We start from the raw sequence: 24,801 nt of genomic DNA, 5'->3' as shown, positions 1-24,801 counted from the left end.
TAATTTATGTTAAAATGGTAGTAGAAAGTTGAGATTATGAGTTATTTTAAAAAATATAAATTTGATAAGTCACAGTTCAAGCTTGGTATGCGAACCTTCAAAACAGGGATTGCCGTATTTATAGTTCTCTTGATTTTTGGTTTTTTTGGCTGGAAGGGGCTTCAAATCGGAGCATTGACAGCAGTCTTCAGTTTACGAGAGAGCTTTGATAAGAGCGTCCATTTTGGAACTTCGCGTATCTTAGGAAATAGTATTGGCGGTTTTTACGCCCTTGTCTTTTTCCTCTTAAACACTTTATTTCATGGAGCCTTTTGGGTAACTTTACTAGTTGTTCCGATTTGCACCATGTTAACCATTATGACAAATGTCGCCATGAACAACAAGGCAGGAGTTATCGGTGGTGTAGCGGCTATGTTGATCATTACCCTATCAATACCGAGCGGAGAAACATTTTTGTACGTGTTTGCACGTGTATTTGAAACATTTATGGGAGTTTTTGTCGCAATCCTTGTAAATTATGATATTGAGCAACTGAAACTCTTTTGGGAGAAAAAAAGAAAATAATGTTACATTTTATGACATTATTCGTTGACGTATGTCTTTTTTTAGACTATAATAGACAGGAAGAAGGAAATTGTAAATGAAGGAAAGAGAATTTCGCCGAAATATGGCTGTTTTTCCTATCGGCAGTGTTATGAAATTGACCGATCTCTCAGCGCGTCAGATTCGTTATTATGAAGATCAAGAGTTGATCAAACCTGATCGAAACGAAGGGAACCGTCGCATGTATTCGTTGAATGACATGGATCGTCTGCTTGAAATCAAAGATTATATCTCTGAAGGTCATAATATTGCTGCGATTAAGAAAAAATATGCTGAACGCGAGGCGAAGTCCAAGAAAGCCGTGAGTCAGACGGAAGTGCGTCGCGCACTTCACAATGAACTCCTCCAGCAGGGGCGCTTTGCTTCAGTACGGTCACCCTTTGGTCGCGGTTAGGCAATCGCAAGTAGTCATATATATTAAGGAGAAAACCCATGCCAATCACAGCTGCAGATATTCGTCGTGAAGTCAAGGAAAAAAATGTTACCTTTATTCGTCTCATGTTTTCAGATATCCTGGGGACGATGAAAAACGTCGAAATTCCTGCTACAGATGAACAGTTAGATAAGGTCTTGTCAAATAAAGCCATGTTTGATGGATCTTCTATTGAAGGTTTTGTACGTATTAATGAGTCAGATATGTACTTGTACCCAGACTTGGATACATGGACAGTCTTCCCTTGGGGAGATGAAAATGGAAGTGTTGCAGGTTTGATCTGTGATGTCTATACAACAGAAGGCGAACCCTTTGCAGGTGACCCACGTGGTAATCTGAAGCGTGCACTTCGTCATATGGAAGAAGTAGGATTCAAATCCTTCAACCTTGGTCCAGAGCCAGAATTCTTCCTATTTAAGTTGGATGAAAATGGCGACCCAACACTTGAAGTGAATGACAAGGGTGGCTACTTTGATTTGGCGCCTACTGACCTTGCGGACAATACACGTCGTGAAATCGTGAATGTCTTGACCAAAATGGGATTTGAAGTAGAAGCGAGTCACCACGAGGTTGCGGTTGGACAACATGAAATTGACTTCAAGTATGATGAAGTCCTTCGTGCCTGTGACAAGATTCAAATCTTTAAGCTCGTAGTAAAAACCATTGCTCGTAAACACGGTTTGTACGCAACCTTTATGGCAAAACCAAAATTTGGTATTGCTGGATCAGGTATGCACTGTAATATGTCCTTGTTTGATGCAGAAGGAAACAATGCCTTCTTTGATCCAAATGATCCAAAAGGAATGCAGTTGTCTGAAACGGCCTACCATTTCCTTGGCGGTTTGATCAAACATGCTTACAACTATACTGCCATCATGAACCCAACGGTTAACTCATACAAACGTTTGGTTCCAGGTTATGAAGCGCCTGTTTACATTGCTTGGGCTGGTCGTAACCGTTCGCCACTTGTGCGCGTGCCGGCTTCACGTGGTATGGGAACTCGTCTTGAGTTGCGTTCAGTGGACCCAATGGCAAACCCATACATCGCTATGGCGGTTCTTTTGGAAGTTGGTTTGCATGGTATTGAAAACAAAATCGAAGCACCAGCTCCTATCGAAGAGAATATCTACATCATGACAGCAGAAGAGCGTAAGGAAGCTGGAATCACTGATCTTCCATCAACTCTTCACAACGCTTTGAAAGCTTTGACTGAGGATGACGTGGTCAAGGCAGCCCTAGGTGAACACATCTACACTAGCTTCCTTGAAGCGAAACGTATCGAGTGGGCCAGCTATGCAACCTTTGTTTCACAATGGGAAGTTGATAATTATCTTGATTTGTATTAAGAACATAAAAAAGATTATCTAATTGGATAATCTTTTTTATTTTTGCAATGTTATAAAAGTATTTTGATGCAAATTTTAGTATAGGTAATATAGGCAATTCATATTTCTTGCCTTGCTTACAATTATGCATCGGAAACGGGAATATTCTGACAAATCTCAGAAAACGAAATCAAGTTTATGATTAGAAAAACTTTACAATGATGGTATTTAATGGGATTTTCTACTTTTTAAAAAAATTTACTATCTGACAACTTATTACTTGTATAAATGAATAGTAAATGTTAAAATATCATTTGAAATGAATGAGTCGCAGTTTTTGTTTGATTGTATTAATATGTTATTTGCTAAAGACTTATTCGTTGTATTTTACTATTATAGGAAAGGAGATGTTATGCAAAAAGACAAGTGGTGGCTACCATTTTTAGCGGTGGGTGTCATCATAGGTTTAGCGGTGGGTTTGCTTTATTACACCAGACCCACTAAGGATGGAGATATAGGTTCATCGTCAGTTTCGCAATCAACTTCTAGTGATAAGAACAATACGGCTTTGAGTTTAAAAGGCCAACAACTTCCAGAATTTAAAATGACCTCTCAAGATGGAAAATTGATTGCTATCTCGGAACTGTATGATAAACCTATGTTAGTTGTCGAATGGGCTAGTTGGTGTCCGCATTGCCAGAAACAACTACCCATTGTTCAGCAGATGTATGAAAAGTATGGAGATCAAATTCATTTTGTTCTTCTGAATATGAACGAACCAGGAAAAGAAACAAAGGAAACTGCTGATCAGTATATCAAAGAAAAAGGATATACTTTCCCCTATTATTATGACGAAGATCAGTCCGCAGCCGATCTTTTACAGGTTCAAACCATACCAAGTATGTATCTTGTGACAAAACAGCAACAGGTAAAGAATGTATTAGTAAATCATACCACTGCTGAAAATTTCTCGAAAGAGTTACAAGAATTGCTAAACTAACATACATTCATTTCGGGAAAAAGGAGGAAGAAGAAATCACAATAGGATTTCAGAGAAAATTATGAGAGATTTCATTAAAAAGGTCTCCATTCTGTTTACGATTCTGTTTCTCTCTGTGCCATTAGGATTAGCTAGTTTACGTTTCGGTCGTGGTGCGGCTGATGAAACTGAGGTAATTCGAGTAGGAGATAATACGGAAATTATCCAGAATGGATGTTATCGTAAGATAAAGAAATCGGAGAAGACGCAATGGACAGTTCCACGTAAACCAATTGACTTGGTTATCCTGCAGGATGCCAGTGGATCATTTAGAAAAACGATTCCTAGTGTTAAGAATGCTTTGAAGCGTTTGACAACATATGTGAGTCCAGAACAATACAATGAGAACGATCCTCATCTAGTTAAGACTGGCGACTCTCGGACAACTGACCGCGTTTTCGTAGCTTCTTACCAAGGTTTGGATCAGGTGCGTTACTTTAATAATAACGATTTCAGTGGCAATCCTACAGATACATTTACCGATCCGAATACAACTGGTAAACACTATACCTATGGGAATAGCGGTTTAACAAGCGATCAAAATGAAATTCATAAATTCATTGATAATATTGCAGTTGATGGTGGAACTCCAACTGTTCCAGCCATTCAAGATACGATCGCTCAGTACAACAGTGTCAAAGGGAATATGGAAAACGGTCGTAAGACAGTCTTCCTCCTGGTAACGGATGGAGTAGCCAATGGTTACCGTCTGCCAGGGTCTAACACAGTTGTAATGGATAAGAGCTATACAAGAACGTGGGATATCCATAGTGCTTGGGGAGTAGATAGCTATCCAGAAGCAGCTCAAGATATTACTGGTCGTGCCAATGAGTTGAGAGATGCAGGTAACCAGCTGAAAGCAGCGGTTGGTTCAGAAGGTTCTGTGGTTGTAGGTTTCTGGGAACGTGTTGATAATTTCACTGAACCATATTATCAATATGGTCCAGCTTATCTAAATGGTTTCGGTAACACTATTAATATTGGGGACAACCGTTCAGTGCAAGCCATCTTCCACGACGCACTTCAATCGATGGCTTCACCAGATAAGGTTGTGAACGGAAAGAACGTTTCCTTCTATGTTAATGAACAGAATAACATTGATGTGTTCTCACAAAAGATTTTAGAATCTGTAGCTGCAGCGTTGATCAAGGAAGACATCAAGGGTGAGTTCACTGTTACACCTGGGTATAAGGTGGATGCTGTTCGAATCAATGGCAAGACTGTTGTTGAAAAAGTCACAGATCCATCAAAACAAATTCGTGGTCGAATCACCCAAGAAGGTGACAAGGTTACAATCTATGTACCTGATAGTGTCTTCAATCCAGGTAATAACAGTTTCGACTATGATTTGAGTAAGGAAGCTCGTGCTCCTGAAACGAATGAAGAGGATGAAGTTGATCCGCCAGCTGATTATAAACCTGTAAAAGAAGAAGTTACAGTTCCTGAGTTGACTGGTGTCTTCAAGACGGGTGAGTATACAACTCAACAAATAGGTGGACGTAATGAAACAGTTGAAGTTCAAAAACTCGAGTACTGTTACCCAAGTGTCACTAAGAAAATTACCGACGCAGATAAGAGTAATGACTTGGGAGAAATTGATGACCCGCTTGGTTTGACAAAGAAAAAAGCCTATTCTGCACAATTGTCAGACAAGGCAGAGGAGTTCACCTATACTCTTGATTACAACTTCAATAACGTAGCCTACGAATTTGAAAAGAACGTCATGTTGACAGACCCACTTGACTACCGTTTGGAAGTAGTTGAAAGTTCAGCTACTGGACCAAATGGAGAAGAATGGGCCACTCGTGTCGTGAAACAAAATGACGATCTTGGAAACGAACGTGATGTTGTTGTTGCTGACGTTCCTGCTAAAGGATCCAACTATAATTACTTGGTATTGAAGAAAGCTCAAATGACCATTAAGGTTCGTTTGAAAGAACAATACCGTAAGAATCAAGCAAGCAAAGAATTCATGGCCCTTCTTCAGGATAATGATGGATTCGGTTTGCTGAACCAGGGTAATATCATGTGGAATGGTGATGACAATCAACCAAACCAAGATGCGCATGCCAAGACAGATTCTAAACCAAGTACAATTCGACGCTCAAACCCAGTCTATGTCAAACCACCAGTTGTAACAGAAATTACGAAGAAGGTTAATGACAAAGAACATGAAGATTTGAAGGCGGAAGAGGAACTCTTTGAGTACAAAGTGACTGTTCCATGGCCAGGCATTGCAGATACATTCAGCCTTACAGATACAGTTGTTTCAGAGTTGGAAGTTCAGGCAGATAGCTTGAATGTAAAACTTGGTGAAAAAGATAACGATGAGTTGAAAGCTGCTACAAAAGTTGAAGGCCAAACTGTTTCACTGACACTTGATAAAACTCAACTCGAAAAAATCTCACGTAAGGTAACGCGTCGTAAGACTAAAGATGTTCAAAACCTTGAATTGACCTTCAAGGCTAAGATTCGTCCGGGTGCTGACCTTTCTAAATATAAGGAAGATGGTCAAATTAAAGTACCTAACACGGCAGATGTTGCCTTGAATGATATCAAGAAAACATCGAATAAAGTAACGGTTACACCACCAAAACCAAAAGAACCTTCTATTGATAAGAAGATTAATGAAAACTTGGATACATTCCAAACATTTGATGGGCAACCATACAACTACAACATTACAACGGCAGTACCAAGTGATGTTGCTAATTACAAGAAATTTGTGATTCGTGATACACTAGATGCTAATTTGGAACTTGCAGGCGACGTAAGTATTAAAGGTTCTGCAGCGACCCTCTTTGATATCCACACCAATGGCCAAGAGATTACGGCAAGGGTGAAGGATGGTCAGTTTGGTGAACTTGCAAAATACTCAACTGTTGAACTAGTAATTCCTGCAAAAGTTAAAAATGGTGTGACAGGTACAACCATTGAAAACAAGGCTTCTATTTCCTTTACAAATGAGAATAATGTAGAGAAAGAAGTTAAATCGAAACCTGTCACCGTAACGCCACCTCCTGTAACGAAGAAGATAAATGAAACCCTTGAACACTTAGATATCGCAACAGGTCAAGCGTATAACTACAACATTAAGACAAAACTTCCAACAGATATTACAGATTACAAGAAATTTGTGATTACAGATACACTTGAAGGAGATTTGTCAGTTATCAATGAAACTTCAAGCAAACCAGTTATCAAAGGAGCAGCTGCAGCCTTCTTCGATGTAACAGTTGAGGGTCAAACCGTGACTGCAACGATGAAGGACTTTGCGAACGCTACAGCTCTTGCTGGTCAAGAAGTGGAATTGATTATTCCGGCTAAGATCAATGATGGAGTGACTCGTATCAACATTCCAAATACTGCGAAGTTCAGCTTCACAGATAAGAACGATCATAGCGGAGAAAAAGAAACGAAACCTGTCACCGTAACCCCTCCATCAGAACCAGGTGTTGATAAGAAAATCAACGAAACACTGACAGAGGCAACAATCGGGGCAAAAACCGACTTTACTTATAATATCAAAGCGAAATTGCCAAATGATATTACAACGTACAAGTCCTTCGTTGTAACGGATACCTTGGATGAGAACTTGACTCCAGGTCAAGCTGAAATCAAGGGAGCGGCAGCGAAATTCTTCGATGTAACAGTTCAAGGTCAAACCGTGACTGCAACGATGAAAGATTTTGCGAATGCGGGTGACTACGGTAACCAAGAAGTAGAGCTCGTGATTCATGCCAAAGTGAAGAAAGGCTCAACTGTTCCATCTATTGAGAACAAAGCTAAGATTACTTACACCAACAAGAATGACCAACAAGGTGAGAAAGAAACCAAGCCAGTCACTGTTACTCCACCGCCAATCACTAAGAAGGTGAATGGTCAGGAACACGCAGATCTTGGTAAGTTATCAGAAATCTTTACTTATACGATTGACTCAACGGTTCCACATGTGGCAGATAGCTTCACTATTTCAGATGATATCGTCAAAGAATTGGCATTTGAAGGAGAAGCAACGGTCACTGTTGATGGCCAAGCTGTTCAAGACCTCACTGTAACAACAGAAGGTCAACGTTTGACGGTCACATTTGGTAAAGAGCAAGTGAAACAATATGCTGGTAAAGCTGTACAAGTTTCATTTAAGGCTAAGGTGAAGGAAGGCATTACCTTTGATGCACTCTTAGCAGCTTATCCAAATGAATCAAAAGACAAGCCGGTAGTACCAAATACTGCTAGCTACATCATTAATGATAATCCTGATTCTAAGAAAGAATCAAAACCAGTTACCGTTACACCACCACCAACCACTACTCCAGAGCTTAAGAAGGAAGTAAACAGAGCAGAACGTTATGATCTTGCAAAACGTAATGAAGAGTTTACTTATACTTTGAAGACAACAATGCCTGCCAATGCAACTGTGTTTGAGATGACAGACGAGTTGAAAGAAGTTCTAGAATTTGTTGGTGAGAATGCTTCAGCTACTGTTAAACTTGATGGTGAGGATGCAGGATCTAAGGCGACAGTGACACTTTCTGGCCAAGTGATCAAAGTTGCCTTTACAGAATCTTCTGTAAAAGCAGATGCTGGTAAGTCTATTGAAGTGAATTTCAAGGCTAAGATTAGAGATAATGCCAACTTGTCAGCTTATGTGAATAAAGATGGTAAGACAGAGATTCCGAATAAGGCTTCTTATGATATTGATCATAATCCAAAATATCACAAGGACTCTAACGAAGTCCCAGTAACGCCACCAACACCAGAAGAGCCAGAGATCAAGAAAGATGTGAATGGCAAAGAATCAGCAACCCTCGCAAAACGTGATGAAGTCTTCACCTACAACGTGAAAACAAGTGTAGCGCAAGATGCGACAGCCTTCTCAGTCACAGATATCCTAGTGGACGTTCTTGAATTCGCAGGAACTTCAAGTGCTAAATTGAATGGTCAAGCCCTTGATGCTAGCCAAATTAAGGTAGAAGGTCAAACCATCACCTTGACTCTTACAGAGGAACAAGTGAAAGCCAATGGCGGTCAAGCAGTTGAATTAACGTTCGACGCCAAGATCAAAGCTGGTGCAAACTTGTCCGCATATGTGAAGGAAGACGGTCGTACACAGATTCCGAATAAGGCTTCTTATGACGCAAGCTTCCCACACAAACCAGGTGTGCACAAAGACTCTAACGAAGTCCCAGTAACACCACCAACACCAGAAGAGCCAGAGATCAAGAAAGATGTGAACGGCAAGGCAGAAGCAACCCTCGCAAAACGTGATGAAGTCTTCACCTATAATGTGAAAACAAGTGTAGCGCAAGATGCGACAGCCTTCTCAGTCACAGATACCCTAGTGGACGTTCTTGAATTCGCTGGAACTTCAAGTGCTAAATTGAATGGTCAAGCCCTTGATGCTAGCCAAATTAAGGTAGAAGGTCAAATCATCACCTTGACTCTTACAGAGGAACAAGTGAAAGCCAATGGCGGTCAAGCTGTTGAATTAACATTCGACGCGAAGATCAAAGCCGGCGCGAACTTGTCTGCTTACCTATCAGAAGATAAGACTGTGAAAGTTCCTAACAAGGCAGCTTACAAGGCAGATCTTCCAAACAAACCAGGCTTTACGAAAGACTCTAATGAAGTCCCAGTAACGCCACCAACACCAGAAGAACCAGAAATCAAGAAAGATGTGAACGGCAAAGAAGCTGAAACTCTTGACAAACGTGACCAAGTCTTCACTTACAACGTGAAAACAACAGTAGCGCAAGATGCGACAGCCTTCTCAGTCACAGATACACTAGTAGACGTTCTTGAATTCGCAGGAACTTCAAGTGCTAAATTGAATGGTCAAGCTCTTGAAGCAAGCCAAATCAAGGTAGAAGGTCAAACCATCACCTTGACCCTTACAGAAGAACAAGTGAAAGCCAATGGCGGTCAAGCAGTTGAATTAACATTTGACGCCAAGATCAAAGCTGGCGCAAACTTGTCCGCATATGTGAAGGAAGACGGCCGTACACAGATTCCGAATAAGGCTTCTTATGACGCAAGCTTCCCACACAAACCAGGTGTGCACAAGGATTCGAACGAAGTCCCAGTAACACCACCAACACCAGAAGAGCCAGAAATCAAGAAAGATGTGAATGGTAAAGAAGCTGAAACTCTTGGCAAACGCGACCAAGTCTTCACTTACAACGTGAAAACAAGTGTAGCGCAAGATGCGACAGCCTTCTCAGTCACAGATACCCTAGTAGACGTTCTTGAATTCGCCGGAACTTCAAGTGCTAAATTGAATGGTCAAGCCCTTGATGCAAGTCAAATCAAGGTAGAAGGTCAAACCATTACCTTGACTCTTACAGAAGAACAAGTGAAAGCCAATGGCGGTCAAGCAGTTGAATTAACATTCGACGCGAAGATCAAAGCCGGCGCGAACTTGTCTGCGTATGTGAAGGAAGACGGCCGTACACAGATTCCGAATAAGGCTTCTTATGACGCAAGCTTCCCACATAAACCAGGTGTGCACAAGGACTCTAACGAAGTCCCAGTAACGCCTCCAACACCAGAAGAGCCAGAAATCAAGAAAGATGTGAATGGTAAAGAAGCTGAAACTCTTGACAAACGTGACCAAGTCTTCACTTACAACGTGAAAACAACAGTAGCGCAAGATGCGACAGCCTTCTCAGTCACAGATACACTAGTAGACGTTCTTGAATTCACAGGAACTTCAAGTGCTAAATTGAATGGTCAAGCTCTTGAGGCTAGCCAAATCAAGGTAGACGGTCAAACCATTACCTTGACGCTTACAGAAGAACAAGTCAAAGCCAATGGCGGTCAAGCAGTTGAATTAACATTCGACGCTAAGATCAAATCCGGCGCCAACTTGTCTGCCTATGAGAAGGAAGATGGAAGCACACAGATTCCAAACAAGGCGGCTTACAAGGTGGATCTTCCAAACAAACCAGGCTTCACTAAGGATTCTAACGTAGTTCCAGTAACTCCACCGACTCCAGAAGAGCCAGAAATCAAGAAAGATGTCAACACGAAAGCTGAAGAAACACTCGCTGATCGTGATCAAGTCTTCACCTACAACGTGAAAACAAGTGTTCCAACAGATGCGACAGCCTTCAGTGTAAGTGATACACTTGAATCTGTTCTTGATTATGCAGGTTCAGCAAACGCGAGCTTGAATGGTCAAGCGCTTGACGCTAGCCAAATCAAGGTAGAGGGACAAACCATTACCTTGACGCTTACAGAAGACCAAGTCAAAGCAAGCGGAGGTCAAGCAGTTGAATTGAGTTTCACTGCGAAGATCAAAGCGGGAGCTGATTTAAGTCCATATCTAACAGATCGTGGATTCACTGTTCCAAATACAGCTTCTTATGATGCGAAGTTCCCACACAAACCAGGGCTACACAAAGATTCGAATAAAGTTCCGGTAATTGTTCCAAAAGAACCAGAACCAGAAATTTCTAAGAAGATTAACCGTACCTTGGACCACTTGGATGTGGAATACGACGCACCATACATGTATAATGTCAATACCGCTTTGCCAAAAGATATTGATAAGTACAAAGAGTTCACAGTCACAGATACACTCGAACCGGTCTTGGCAATCGCTGATACACCAGTAGCTTATGTAGATGGACGTGATGCAAATGGTGCCCTTGAAACAAGTGTTGAAGGAAATACAGTCACTGTGAAAGTGAAAGATTTCGCTCGATTGAAAGGTTTCAAAGAAATCCAATTGTATATTCCAGCTAAGCTCAAAGCTAACAGTGATTTGAGTGCTTACAAGGACCAATTGGTACCAAACAAAGCAACTGTAAACTTCAAGGATGCGAATGGTCAATCTGGCAGCAAGGAATCAAAACCGGTAACGGTGAAACCACGTGACCCAGAAAAACCAACAGATCCAACACCAGGTGAACCAGTTAAGTCTGTTGGGCCAGAAGATGGATCTAAACCTGATAAAAAATACCACTTGCCAAACGCTTTAGATACCTTCCGCTTCGATATCACTACTCCGGTTCCAACGGATCCAGTGGATGAAAATGGAAATGCCAAGAAAGATCGATATGGTCGTCTTGTCAAGACAGATTTGACGAACTTCACGATCAGTGATGAAATCCATTCAGTTTTGAAAGTCAATAAAGACCGCATCGCTCTTAAAGTTGAAAATGCTCAGTTTGACAAGCTCAAAGCAGCTCTTCAAGCCCAAGTTGAACAGGCAGAGAAGGAACTGAAAGCTTTGACAGGTAAGTCAACTGATGAGACCTCAACAGAGAATAACAAGAAGGAAGACCTAAAAGCGGCGGAAGCTAAAGTGGCTGAATTGAAAGCGAAGTTGGAAGCAGCTAAGGCAGCGCAACCAGCTAAACCAGCTGAAGTGGAAACGCCGGCTACTCCAGCTACATCTGATTCTTCTGCAACAGAAGATAAGAAACCTGCTGACACCGAAACAAGTCAAAATCTTGCAAGCCTAGAGGCAGAGTTGAAAGCAGCTGAAGAAAACTTGGCTAAGCTTCAAGCACCAGCGGAGAAAGAAGCAGAATTAGTACCAGCTGATAAGAAACAACAACAAGAGAAACTTGAAAATGAAATCAAGAACCTAAAAGAAGCTCAAACTAAGCTTCAAGCAGCTATTGATAAATTGAGTAAGGTTTCAAATGATCGTAGTGAATTAGTAGGTAAAGAGTTGGAAGCAATTGCCACTATTACTTACGATGAATCTCAAAACATTGTAACTCTTGAAATCAGCGATAAGGATGTTCTCGAAGCCTTGAAGGGAAGTAAAGTAACTCTCGTTCTTTATACCAACTTCAGAGAAGGAACAGATTTTGCACAATTCGCGACAGGTGTACCAAATACGGCAAAAGTAAGCTTTAACGATAAATCAAAAACTACCAACAAGGTTGTGGTGACACCACCGGTTCCGGTAACGCCACCAGCTCCAAATATCCCACCAGCAGAGGGGGATATTCCGAAAAAACCAACAGAACCAGGTAAAACATTGCCAAATACAGGTTCTGAAGTTTCTACAGTTCTTGAAGTAGTTGCAGCTCTTGCTGCAGGACTTGCTGGACTTCTAGTTTGGAAGCGTAAAGCTGAACGTTAGTATCATATAGTAAGAGGAGAGTAGAAAATTTTACTCTTCTCCTTACTGTATATTGAAAGTGTTAAGGAAAGAATAATGAGTAGAAAAAAATTATTAAAGTTAGGGATTTCTATACTTGCTTTAAATGCTCTTGGAGTAGTAACTTATCATGTAGCTCCTGACTTGTATCGAATTCCAACAGTGCATGCAGAAGAGACTCCGGCAGAAGATGAAGAAATTCCAGACGGACAAGAGCGAAACATTGCAAATACGTTCAAAAGAATGCTCAATAATATAGAATCTTCGATTAAGGATTATACAGATAATCCAGAAGAGGAGAATAAAGAACTCCTAGAGGGTGATGTAGAAGAAGCAAAGAATTTTTTTGAGACTGCAAAGAAGGCAATGAAGAGTCCAGAAGGTCAAAAAAGTTTTGCGGCGCTTGAAGCTCGCTACAATTCTTTAAAAGCTAAGGCTGAGGCGCTTCTCTCAGGGGGAGATTTAAAAGAAGAACATCAAGAAGTTACAACTACTGAGGAGATTCCTTACCCATCTCGGACAGAAAACAATGCAGACCTCGCTGAAGGTACTCGAAAGGTAAAACAAGCGGGAGAAAAAGGTCAGAAGAAAGTTGTTTGGGATGTTACTTTGGTAAATGGCGTTGAGAAAAAACGTGATAGAAAGAGCCAAACAGTAATTAAAGAACCAGTAGAAGAAATCATCGAAGTTGGAACTAAGAAAACAGGTGTTGAAACCAAAGAAACAGTGACTGTGGAGGAAAAAGTTGCTTTCAAAGAAGAAACGAAAGTAGACCCAGCACTGGATAAAGGTCAAACGCGTGTTGAAGAAGGTGAAGAAGGTATCGATGAAGTCACTTATGAAGTGACAAAAGTGGATGGTGTTGAAAAATCTCGTAAAGAAGTTTCACGCAAGACTAAGAAAGTTGCAAAAAACAAGATTACTTATACAGGTTCAAAAGCTGTTGTAACGACTAAGGAAGTAACCAAAACTGAAGAAGTTGTCTTCCAGACTCGTGAGGTTGAAAATGCACTCTTAGCCGAAGGTGTTCGCCGAGTGAAAACAGCTGGGCAAAAAGGTGTTCGTACGATTGTTGAAACAGTGACTTACACAGATGGTGTTGAAACAGGCCGCGAGGTGAAATCAAATACAATCACTACTCCAGCAGTAGACGAAGTTGTCGAAATTGGAACTAAGAAAGCAGCTGTTGTAACGACTAAGGAAGAGACCAAGACAGAAGAAGTTGCTTTCCAAACTAAGGAAGTAACAAATCCAAATCTTCCAGAGGGCAGTCGTCAAGTGAAAGCTGCTGGTAAGAAGGGTGTTCGCACCATTGTTTATACAGTGACTTACACAGATGGCGTTGAAACAGGTCGTGTTGAGAAATCAAACACAATCACTACTCCAGCAGTAGACGAAGTTGTCGAAGTTGGAACTAAGAAAGTAGTAGCCCCAGTTGTAACGACTAAGGAAGAAACGAAGACAGAAGAAGTTGCTTTCCAAGTCAAAGAAGTGCAGAACGCAGACCTTCCAGAAGGAAGTCGTCAAGTGAAAGCTGCTGGTAAGAAGGGTGTTCGCACCATTGTTTATACAGTGACTTACACAGATGGCGTTGAAACAGGTCGTGTTGAGAAATCAAACACAATCACTACTCCAGCAGTAGACGAAGTTGTCGAAGTTGGAACTAAGAAAGTAGCTTCTACAACAACCAACGGTAATAAGAATGATACTGCGACAACAGGGAACCAAGCTGAAAGCACTAAGAAAGAAGAAACTGCAAGCCAAGAACAGAAAGTTCTACCAAGCACAGGTACAGCTTCTACCAGTCTTCTTTCAATGATTGGTTTATTTATCGCCGGTCTAGTAGGCTTTGTCGTTCGTAAGAAGGACTAAGGCTCTCTAATATACAAAAGTATCTTTTGTACGAGAAATACTAAAAAGAACCCAGAATTTATTCTTGGGTTCTTTCTTTATAAAAAATTAAATATATTAATGTTTATGTGTGGCTTGAGTACGTTATGAAACTCATAGAGTGATAATAGGATTAACTATAAAACAGTTATTCACATGGTGTAAACGCCTTTTCTAAAATTTTTATATTTTAATTATTCTCACCAAAAATTGACAATCTGGAAATACAAAATAATAAATTTTTATCTATAATCTACTTTTAATTGCCCTTTTTTTGTGTTAAAATGAGATGAATATTTCTTTTGAAATGATTAAACAATCATTTTTAGTTTTGGAGGTACATTATGAAATGGAAATATCGCATGAGAATGCCTTTTTCTACTATTTTCAGTAGAAAAAAACAGGCTTTTCTTGGACTAGTCGTTTTACTTTTTTCTATTTTTCTTATTCCGCTTCAATCTTATGCGGCTTTAGAAGAAATAAAAAACGGAACGGATATCTCAACCTTGGATATTCGTAAGTTTAATTTGAACATCAACAATTTTAGTGTTTTATCTAAATCACAGGCTGTTGATCAGTTTCATTTATCGAATCCCCACTATGAATATCTCTGGGGTGGTGCCTATCCAGGCGAGATGGAGAACTTTACTCTTAAAGTAGATAAAAGTAAAAAACAGGATCAAGTTTTTGAAAATCCTCTTTCTCTAAAATTCACAAATATTGGGACAGTTAATGGTAAGCAAGTAGATGCTTACTTAAAATTCAATAAGGTAACTCTTCACTATCTAAACACTGCTCAGGCAGAATCTGAGATGAATAGTGCTCAAAAATCTACTGTTGAATTTTTCTCTATTTCAGAATTGTGGGAAAATAATGCTTTTGAAATTGGGAATGTTCCCTATGTAGATGCAGCTCATGACTACATTATGAATAAGGCTTTTTGGCTTGATGCGGATGTAACAGCAGAGTTGCGTTATGCAGATGGTTCCGAGACAGATTTGAAGTTGGTTATGAAGCCAACAGACATCGATGCAATGGATGCCAACAACTTGAAGGAAACCTTCTATGTTAAGGATTATCAAAATGATGTTAATCTTCGTTTGATGAATAATGCCAATGTCTTAAGACAGGAAGATCAAGGAGATCGAACTGCTTGGGTAGCAACTCAGATTACAAGCGGTAGCTATTCTGAGAACAATATCTCTGGTTTTGCCCTTCGATCAAATAGTAATAGTATGAATTTTGGTTACTCATCAACAGAGGTTGCTTCGGCCGTCTTTGGTCTTTATATTGAAAAAATTGATCCGAGCCCTGTTCTAGCAGTGGATCCTACAGAGATTCCAGCTAAGGAAGGACAAGATGTAACCTATAAAGCTACGTTTAAAGTTCCGGTTCCAGGTAAGGACATTTTAGCAACGCCTTCATCTATCGAAATGGTTCAGAAATTTGATGAGCGCCTTAATTATCAAGGACTTAAAGTGGAATCAGGTGGAGTGACTTTACAGGAAGGGCGTGATTATACTATTGAAAAGAATGGTCAAACTGTTACTGTTAAAATGACACCTGAATACATAAAAGCAAATTCTTCTGCTGAAATTATTGTAACTTATAATACTACTACAAACAAAAAAGTAGAAGAAAAAGGTTCTGGAAAGATTGACAATACTGTAACATTGCATGTTGATAATTTATCAGCTCCTTCTAATCAGGTAAGCACGGCCCTCCTTTATGAAAAACATCATGAGTTTGTGAGTGGAACCCCAGGCAAAGAACTTCCACAAGAAGTGAAAGACCTGCTTCCAGCAACAGAAAAGAACTTGTCTAATGGTACTCAAGTAACGCCAACACAACCAAGCCAAACAGAAGTGAAGACGGCAGAGGGTACATGGAGCTTTAAGTCTTATGACAAGGCATCAGAAACCATCAATGGAGCGGATGCCCACTTCGTCGGTACTTGGGAATTTACCCCAGCACCAACTTACAAGGCAACACATGAATTTGTCAGCGGAACTCCAGGGAAAGACCTTCCACAAGAAGTGAAAGCCTTGCTTCCAGCAGACCAAACAGACTTGAAAGACGGTAGTCAAGCGACTCCAACTCAGCCAAGTAAAACGGAAGTGAAGACAGCAGAAGGTACTTGGAGCTTCAAGTCCTACGACAAGGCATCAGAAACCATCAATGGAGCGGATGCCCACTTCGTCGGTACTTGGGAATTTACCCCAGCACCAACTTACAAGGCAACACATGAATTTGTCAGCGGAACTCCAGGGAAAGACCTTCCACAAGAAGTGAAAGCCTTGCTTCCAGCAGACCAAACAGACTTGAAAGACGGTAGTCAAGCGACTCCAACTCAGCCAAGTAAAACGGAAGTGAAGACAGCAGAAGGTACTTGGAGCTTCAAGTCCTACGACAAGGCATCAGAAACCATCAATGGAGCGGATGCCCACTTCGTTGGTACTTGGGAATTTACTCCAGCACCAACTTACAAGGCAACACATGAATTTGTCAGCGGAACTCCAGGAAAAGACCTTCCACAAGAAGTGAAAGCCTTGCTTCCAGCAGATCAAACAGACTTGAAAGATGGTAGTCAAGCGACTCCAACTCAACCAAGTAAAACAGAAGTGAAGACAGCAGAAGGTACTTGGAGCTTCAAGTCCTACGACAAGGCATCAGAAACCATCAATGGAGCGGATGCCCACTTCGTCGGTACTTGGGAATTTACCCCAGCACCAACTTACAAGGCAACACATGAATTTGTCAGCGGAATCCCAGGGAAAGACCTTCCACAAGGAGTGAAAGCCTTGCTTCCAGCAGACCAAACCGACTTGAAAGATGGTAGTCAAGCGACTCCAACTCAGCCAAGTAAAACGGAAGTGAAGACAGCAGAAGGTACTTGGAGCTTCAAGTCCTACGATAAGGCATCAGAAACCATCAATGGAGCGGATGCCCACTTCGTCGGTACTTGGGAATTTACCCCAGCACCAACTTACAAGGCAACACATGAATTTGTCAGCGGAACTCCAGGAAAAGACCTTCCACAAGAAGTGAAAGCCTTGCTTCCAGCAGACCAAACAGACTTGAAAGACGGTAGTCAAGCGACTCCAACTCAGCCAAGTAAAACGGAAGTGAAGACAGCAGAAGGCACATGGAGCTTCAAGTCCTATGACAAGACATCAGAAACCATCAATGGAGCGGATGCCCACTTCGTCGGTACTTGGGAATTTACCCCAGCACCAACTTACAAGGCAACACATGAATTTGTCAGCGGAATCCCAGGGAAAGACCTTCCACAAGGAGTGAAAGCCTTGCTTCCAGCAGACCAAACCGACTTGAAAGATGGTAGTCAAGCGACTCCAACTCAGCCAAGTAAAACGGAAGTGAAGACAGCAGAAGGTACTTGGAGCTTCAAGTCCTACGATAAGGCATCAGAAACCATCAATGGAGCGGATGCCCACTTCGTCGGTACTTGGGAATTTACCCCAGCACCAACTTACAAGGCAACACATGAATTTGTCAGCGGAACTCCAGGAAAAGACCTTCCACAAGAAGTGAAAGCCTTGCTTCCAGCAGACCAAACAGACTTGAAAGACGGTAGTCAAGCGACTCCAACTCAGCCAAGTAAAACGGAAGTGAAGACAGCAGAAGGCACATGGAGCTTCAAGTCCTATGACAAGACATCTGAAACTATTAATGGAGCAGATGCCCACTTTATCGGTACTTGGGAATTCACTCCAGCGCCAACAGTGACTCATAAGGCAACTCACGAGTTTGTCAGCGGAACTCCAGGAAAAGAACTTCCACAAGAAGTAAAAACTCTGCTTCCAGCAGACCAAACAGACTTGAAAGATGGCAACCAAGTAACTCCAACACAACCAAGTAAAACGGAAGTTAAGACAGCAGAAGGCACATGGAGCTTCAAGTCATACGACAAGACTTCAGAGACTGTCAACGGTTCAGATGTTAAGTTTGTAGGAACATGGGAATTTACAGCGAGCCCAGCATCAACAGTGACTCATAAAGCAGTTCACGAGTTTGTCAGCGGAACGCCAGGAAAAGAACTTCCACAAGAAGTGAAAACCTTGCTTCCAGCAGACCAAACAGACTTGAAAGATGGCAACAAAGTAACTCCAACGCAACCAAGTAAAACAGAAGTGAAGACAGCAGAAGGTACCTGGAGCTTCAAGTTCTACGATAAGACATCGGAAACAATTAATGGATCAGATGTTAAGTTTGTAGGTACATGGGAATTCACCCCATCCCCAACCTATAAGGCAACTCACGAGTTTGTCAGCGGAACTCCAGGTAAAGAACTTCCACAAGAAGTGAAATCCCTGCTTCCATCAGACCAAACAGACTTGAAAGATGGCAGTCAAGCAACGCCAACGCAACCAAGTCAAACAGAAGTTAAGACAGCAGAAGGTACCTGGAGCTTCAAGTCCTATGACAAGACATCTGAAATCATCAATGGAGCAGACGCACACTTCGTAGGCACCTGGGAATTCACTCCGGCCCCAATTAAAGATTCTGGAAATAATAGTCAACCAGAAGAAGGAAGTAGTCAAAAGCAGAACTTGTTACCAAACACAGGCTCTGCAGTATCTGGTCTTCTTTCAATCATCGGTCTTGCCTTTGCAAGCCTAGCAGCTTTTATCCTTCGCAAGAAAGATTAAGCCACTCTTAGGAAATAACAAAATGACTTCTTAATTCCTGAGTCTAAGAAGAGAGAACGAGAAATCGTTCTCTCTTTTTCTTGCATTTTATATCGAGATGTGATATAGTTTATATATCGAGGTGCGATATATCGAATTAAATAGGAGGTGTGGTTAAATGGAATTAACAGATAAGATCAGGCGTGTTTACCTTCCCATGACTGAAACGGGGTTTTATATCTTGTTTTGTCTACAGAAGGAGAACCATGGATATGGTATCACACAAAAGGTCAAGGAGATGACAGATTCGCAAGTTTTGATTAGTCCAGGGACTATGTATGGAACCTTGTCAAAGATGGAAAATGATGGCTTGATTTCCTTTATCCGGGAAGAGGAAAAACGTAAAATCTATCAGATAACAGACTTGGGACGAAAAGTCTTAGATATTGAATTGAAACGTATTGAACGGCTCTATAGAAATAGTCGGGAGGAAGGATGATGGAAAAGAAAAATGTTTATCGAATTTTTACAATTGCGGATTATGAGAGGGAGGCTCTATACTTTAGAGAAATGCATGCCAAGGGCTGGAAGCTTAGGAAAGTAAGCTATTCTATCTTATTGTTTGTAGTTAAGTATACCTTTGAAAAGTGCCAACCGGAGCAGGTGTCTTATCAGTTGGACTTTTATCCCATGAAAAAATCAGAGAGAGCCTCCTATTTACAACTATTTAAAGACTGTGGCTGGGAGCATATTACAGACTTTAATAGTTTTTCCTATTTTAGAAAAGCGCATTCTGAAATTGAATCGGATACTGAGTTTGAAATCTATAATGACGCTACAGGGAAGTTAGCTATGATCAAACGGATTTTAAGACTGCGGATGCTTCCTATTTTGATTCTATTTTTAGCTCTACTACCGGTTTTCTCAAAGTTTGTCAGTGGAGCTAGTTCTTTCAGTTGGGGAATGTTTTTGATTGTCATAATAGATTGTGTTTTATTGATAGTTTTTGCGGTTCAGATTTCTTATATTTTTTGGAGCTTGTTTCAAAAGTGGAAAGAATTATCTGAAAAATAAAACCATGTATGTTTTCTGATTTGGAGGTAAGACAATGAATAGCAAAGTACAATTTAGGATTTTCACCATTGTTGATTTGGACAAGGAAGAAGAATTTTTACATGAGATGCACTTGAAAGGTTGGAGATATAGAACTAGTCGTTTTGGTTTTTTCTATTTTGACCACTGTCAACCGGACGATGTCATCTACCATATCTATGATTCTAGATTTCTTAAAAAGTATAAGCATGAACTACAAGATTTTAGAAATAGCGGTTGGGAATTGATAGAAACAGGTTTTTGTTCAATTCTTCGTAAACCAACTTCTGATATCCTTTCAGAGGAGAAAGTCTATATGAGTAAGGGTCTCAGATGGGAAGTTATGCGGTCTAGACTTCGTTCCTGTATAGCCACTTTTTCAGGTGGTCTTATTGTTTGCATGAGTTTGTATCGAGAAAACTTGTCTCAGTCTTTCTTTATTATTTTCGTTTTATATGCTTGTTTAATTTCTTATCTAATCTATGGTTTTTTCAGACTTAAAAGGAAATACCAAGTAGATGAGAAGTATGTTTCTAGGTCTGTAGACTGATTTTTAGCACTCTTTGTAAAAGAGTGCTAATTTTTTGAGTTTTTATCTTGACATTCTCTTCTAAGGGTGTATAATAGAATCATGAGTTAGCACTTGGGTACATAGAGTGCTAATCGATCAGACAGAGAGGAGTGATGAGATGGTTACAGAGCGTCAGCAGGATATTTTAAATCTGATTATTGACATCTTTACCAAAACGCACGAACCTGTCGGATCCAAGGCGCTACAAGAGTCTATCAATTCTAGTAGTGCTACCATTCGTAATGACATGGCGGCTCTAGAGAAGCAGGGTTTGCTTGAGAAGGCTCATACCTCAAGCGGTCGGATGCCAAGTGTCGCGGGATTTCAGTACTATGTAAAACACTCGCTTGCTTTTGACAGACTGGCTGAAAATGAGGTATACGAGATTGTCAAAGCCTTTGATCAGGAGTTCTTCAAACTGGAGGATATTCTGCAAGAGGCCGCCAATCTACTAACATACTTGAGTGGCTGTACGGTAGTAGCACTGGATGTTGAGCCGAGTAGACAGCGCCTGACGGCCTTCGATATTGTCGTTCTAGGACAACATACTGCTCTTGCAGTTTTCACCCTAGACGAGTCCCGAACGGTTACTAGTCAATTTCTGATTCCAAGAAACTTCTTACAGGAAGATTTGCTGAAATTGAAGAGCATCATTCAGGAACGTTTCCTCGGTCATACCGTTCTGGATATTCACTACAAGATTCGGACGGAGATTCCGCAGATTATCCAGCGTTACTTTACGACAACGGACAATGTCATGGATCTCTTTGAACATATTTTTAAAGAAATGTTCAACGAAAACATTGTGGTGTCGGGCAAGGTCAATCTCTTGAATTTTGCCAATCTAGCAGCCTATCAGTTCTTTGACCAACCGCAAAAGGTGGCTCTAGAGATTCGTGAAGGTCTGCATGAAGATCAAATGCAAAATGTCCGTGTTGCGGACAGTCAGGAATCCTGTCTAGCTGATTTGGCGGTGATTAGCAGTAAGTTCCTCATTCCTTATCGAGGTTTTGGAATTCTAGCGATTATCGGTCCAGTCAATCTAGATTATCAGCAATTGGTCAACCAAGTCAATGTGGTCAATCGTGTTTTGACGATGAAGTTGACGGATTTTTATCGCTACCTCAGTAGTAATCATTACGAAGTAAATTAATTTTGAAATCATTAAAGGAGGCGAAAATGGCCCAAGATAAAAAAAACGAAGAAATGAAAGAAGAGGAAGTTGTGGAAACAACTCCTGAGAAGTCTGAGTTGGACTTGGCAAATGAACGTGCGGATGAGTTCGAAAATAAATACCTTCGCGCTCATGCAGAAATGCAAAATATTCAACGCCGTGCCAATGAAGAACGTCAAAACTTGCAACGTTATCGTAGCCAAGATCTGGCAAAAGCAATTTTACCGTCGCTTGACAACTTAGAACGTGCACTAGCAGTTGAAGGTTTGACAGACGACGTCAAAAAAGGATTGGGGATGGTGCAAGAGAGCTTGATTCACGCTTTGAAAGAAGAAGGAATCGAAGAAATCGCAGCTGACGGTGAATTTGACCATAACTATCACATGGCCATCCAAACTCTCCCAGCAGACGATGAACACCCAGCAGACACCATCGCTCAAGTCTTCCAAAAAGGCTACAAACTCCATGACCGCATCCTACGCCCAGCCATGGTGGTAGTATATAACTAGGCTAGAGAACTTAAGAACTTGTCCGAAACGACAATAAACTATGAAGAAAGATAAGAAATTGTTCAGCTTTGCAATAGTGAGCAAAGCGAACCAAAGACGATACTCTTCGCCGTGGCGTTATTTGCGCAAACTTTGAGACCTTAGGCTCAAAGTTTAGTCAAAGAGATTGACGAGTCAAGCTCTGACGGCGCCGCCACCTAAGAAGAGTATCAAAAAGAAAGAATATAAAATTTAAGGAGAAAAACACATGTCTAAAATTATCGGTATTGACTTAGGTACAACAAACTCAGCAGTTGCAGTTCTTGAAGGAACTGAAAGCAAAATCATCGCAAACCCAGAAGGTAACCGCACAACTCCATCTGTAGTTTCATTCAAAAACGGAGAAATCATCGTTGGTGATGCCGCAAAACGTCAAGCAGTCACAAACCCAGATACAGTAATCTCTATCAAATCTAAGATGGGAACTTCTGAAAAAGTTTCTGCTAACGGAAAAGAATACACTCCACAAGAAATCTCAGCTATGATTCTTCAATACTTGAAAGGTTATGCTGAAGACTACCTTGGTGAAAAAGTAACTAAAGCAGTTATCACAGTTCCAGCTTACTTCAACGACGCTCAACGTCAAGCAACAAAAGACGCTGGTAAAATCGCTGGTCTTGAAGTAGAACGTATTGTCAACGAACCAACTGCAGCAGCTCTTGCTTACGGTTTGGACAAGACTGACAAAGAAGAAAAAATCTTGGTATTCGACCTTGGTGGTGGTACATTCGACGTATCTATCCTTGAATTGGGTGACGGTGTATTCGATGTATTGTCAACTGCAGGGGACAACAAACTCGGTGGTGATGACTTTGACCAAAAAATCATCGACCACTTGGTAGCAGAATTCAAGAAAGAAAACGGTATTGACTTGTCTACTGACAAGATGGCAATGCAACGTTTGAAAGATGCAGCTGAAAAAGCTAAGAAAGACCTTTCTGGTGTAACTTCAACACAAATCAGCTTGCCATTCATCACTGCTGGTGAAGCTGGACCTCTTCACTTGGAAATGACCTTGACTCGTGCTAAATTTGACGATTTGACTCGTGACCTTGTTGAACGTACAAAAGTTCCAGTTCGTCAAGCCCTTTCAGATGCAGGTTTGAGCTTGTCAGAAATCGACGAAGTTATCCTTGTTGGTGGTTCAACTCGTATCCCAGCCGTTGTTGAAGCTGTGAAAGCTGAAACTGGTAAAGAACCAAACAAATCAGTAAACCCTGATGAAGTAGTTGCTATGGGTGCTGCGATTCAAGGTGGTGTCATCACTGGTGATGTGAAAGACGTTGTCCTTCTTGACGTAACACCATTGTCACTTGGTATCGAAACAATGGGTGGAGTATTTACAAAACTTATCGATCGCAACACAACAATCCCAACATCTAAATCACAAGTCTTCTCAACAGCAGCAGACAACCAACCAGCCGTTGATATCCACGTTCTTCAAGGTGAACGCCCAATGGCAGCAGATAACAAGACTCTTGGACGCTTCCAATTGACAGACATCCCAGCTGCACCTCGTGGAATTCCTCAAATCGAAGTAACATTTGATATCGACAAGAACGGTATCGTATCTGTTAAGGCTAAAGATCTTGGAACTCAAAAAGAACAAACAATTGTTATCCAATCAAACTCAGGTTTGACAGATGAAGAAATCGACCGCATGATGAAAGATGCAGAAGCAAATGCTGAAGCAGATAAAAAACGTAAAGAAGAAGTAGACCTTCGTAACGAAGTTGACCAAGCAATCTTTGCGACTGAAAAGACAATTAAGGAAACTGAAGGTAAAGGCTTCGATGCAGAACGTGATGCTGCCCAAGCTGCACTTGATGAGCTTAAGAAAGCTCAAGAAGACAACAACTTGGACGAAATGAAAGCGAAACTCGAAGCATTGAACGAAAAAGCTCAAGGACTTGCTGTTAAACTCTACGAACAAGCCGCAGCAGCCCAACAAGCTCAAGCAGGAGCAGAAGGCGCACAAGCAACAGGAAACGCAGGCGATGACGTCGTAGACGGAGAGTTTACGGAGAAATAAAATAGTCCAGTGGACTATTTTATCCCGAGCTTGAAAATCGGAGAGCGAGGTCGTTAAGAATGAGGAATCACTAAAGTGATTGTCATTCTACTGCAATCGCTATGGCGACTTGCTAAAAGCCTTGCTCGTTCAAAAAAAGTATAATCGACTTTGCTTTTGAATGTCGTAATGATAGGAAGAAATCCAGAGGTTGCAACCCAGCCTCTGTTTTTCGGTAAAAAGGGGCTAAACCCAATTTATTTGAGTTTTTATCATCAATATGAAAGAAAGGAATTGAACCCGACCTAGATTGAGGTTTTGTTCCGCAATATTAACAGAAAGGAATAA

The 24,801-nt window shown here is 41.0% G+C and carries 13 protein-coding genes; all 13 read left to right on the top strand.

Annotation, left to right across the window (positions count from 1 at the left end; all coding sequences use genetic code 11):
- Window positions 1-36: 36 nt before the first annotated feature.
- Window positions 37-564 carry an FUSC family protein gene (locus tag ACORHV_RS07775; RefSeq protein ID WP_000119887.1) on the top strand — a complete coding sequence of 176 codons (528 nt, stop codon included), beginning with the start codon at window positions 37-39 and terminating at the stop codon, window positions 562-564.
- 76 nt (window positions 565-640) lie between these two features.
- On the top strand, window positions 641-997 hold the full coding sequence (glnR, locus tag ACORHV_RS07770; protein ID WP_000664333.1) for a transcriptional repressor GlnR: 357 nt from the start codon (window positions 641-643) through the stop codon (window positions 995-997).
- Window positions 998-1,035: 38 nt separating this feature from the next.
- Window positions 1,036-2,382 carry a type I glutamate--ammonia ligase gene (gene glnA, locus ACORHV_RS07765; RefSeq protein ID WP_001122883.1) on the top strand — a complete coding sequence of 449 codons (1,347 nt, stop codon included), beginning with the start codon at window positions 1,036-1,038 and terminating at the stop codon, window positions 2,380-2,382.
- A gap of 391 nt (window positions 2,383-2,773) precedes the next feature.
- Window positions 2,774-3,361 carry a TlpA family protein disulfide reductase gene (locus ACORHV_RS07760; RefSeq protein WP_001168152.1) on the top strand — a complete coding sequence of 196 codons (588 nt, stop codon included), beginning with the start codon at window positions 2,774-2,776 and terminating at the stop codon, window positions 3,359-3,361.
- Window positions 3,362-3,422: 61 nt separating this feature from the next.
- Window positions 3,423-12,500: an isopeptide-forming domain-containing fimbrial protein gene (locus ACORHV_RS07755; protein WP_434398025.1), complete on the top strand. Its 9,078-nt coding sequence runs from the start codon at window positions 3,423-3,425 to the stop codon at window positions 12,498-12,500.
- A 75-nt stretch (window positions 12,501-12,575) separates the two neighbouring features.
- Window positions 12,576-14,390, top strand: a complete 1,815-nt coding sequence (locus ACORHV_RS07750) for a G5 domain-containing protein (RefSeq protein WP_434398023.1) — start codon at window positions 12,576-12,578, stop codon at window positions 14,388-14,390.
- A gap of 362 nt (window positions 14,391-14,752) precedes the next feature.
- Window positions 14,753-19,078, top strand: a complete 4,326-nt coding sequence (locus ACORHV_RS07745; RefSeq protein WP_434398021.1) for an LPXTG-anchored SHIRT domain periscope protein — start codon at window positions 14,753-14,755, stop codon at window positions 19,076-19,078.
- Between the two features lie 157 nt (window positions 19,079-19,235).
- On the top strand, window positions 19,236-19,556 hold the full coding sequence (locus tag ACORHV_RS07740) for a PadR family transcriptional regulator (protein ID WP_000423974.1): 321 nt from the start codon (window positions 19,236-19,238) through the stop codon (window positions 19,554-19,556).
- On the top strand, window positions 19,556-20,131 hold the full coding sequence (locus ACORHV_RS07735) for a DUF2812 domain-containing protein (RefSeq protein ID WP_434399047.1): 576 nt from the start codon (window positions 19,556-19,558) through the stop codon (window positions 20,129-20,131). Before ACORHV_RS07740 ends, ACORHV_RS07735 begins: the two co-directional genes overlap by 1 nt.
- A 34-nt stretch (window positions 20,132-20,165) precedes the next feature.
- Window positions 20,166-20,699, top strand: a complete 534-nt coding sequence (locus ACORHV_RS07730; protein WP_001086358.1) for a DUF2812 domain-containing protein — start codon at window positions 20,166-20,168, stop codon at window positions 20,697-20,699.
- Between the two features lie 139 nt (window positions 20,700-20,838).
- On the top strand, window positions 20,839-21,873 hold the full coding sequence (gene hrcA / locus ACORHV_RS07725; RefSeq protein ID WP_434398018.1) for a heat-inducible transcriptional repressor HrcA: 1,035 nt from the start codon (window positions 20,839-20,841) through the stop codon (window positions 21,871-21,873).
- Between the two features lie 26 nt (window positions 21,874-21,899).
- Window positions 21,900-22,403 carry a nucleotide exchange factor GrpE gene (grpE, locus tag ACORHV_RS07720; protein ID WP_434398016.1) on the top strand — a complete coding sequence of 168 codons (504 nt, stop codon included), beginning with the start codon at window positions 21,900-21,902 and terminating at the stop codon, window positions 22,401-22,403.
- Between the two features lie 247 nt (window positions 22,404-22,650).
- A complete protein-coding gene (dnaK, locus tag ACORHV_RS07715) occupies window positions 22,651-24,474 on the top strand; it encodes a molecular chaperone DnaK (RefSeq protein WP_061415785.1) in 1,824 nt (607 codons plus the stop codon).
- Window positions 24,475-24,801 lie beyond the last annotated feature (327 nt).

Source organism: Streptococcus sp. KHUD_016, assembly GCF_051106465.1.
Lineage (GTDB): Bacteria > Bacillota > Bacilli > Lactobacillales > Streptococcaceae > Streptococcus.
The sequence above is the reverse complement of the archived record's forward strand: the minus strand, read 5'-3'. Positions and strand labels throughout refer to the sequence as shown.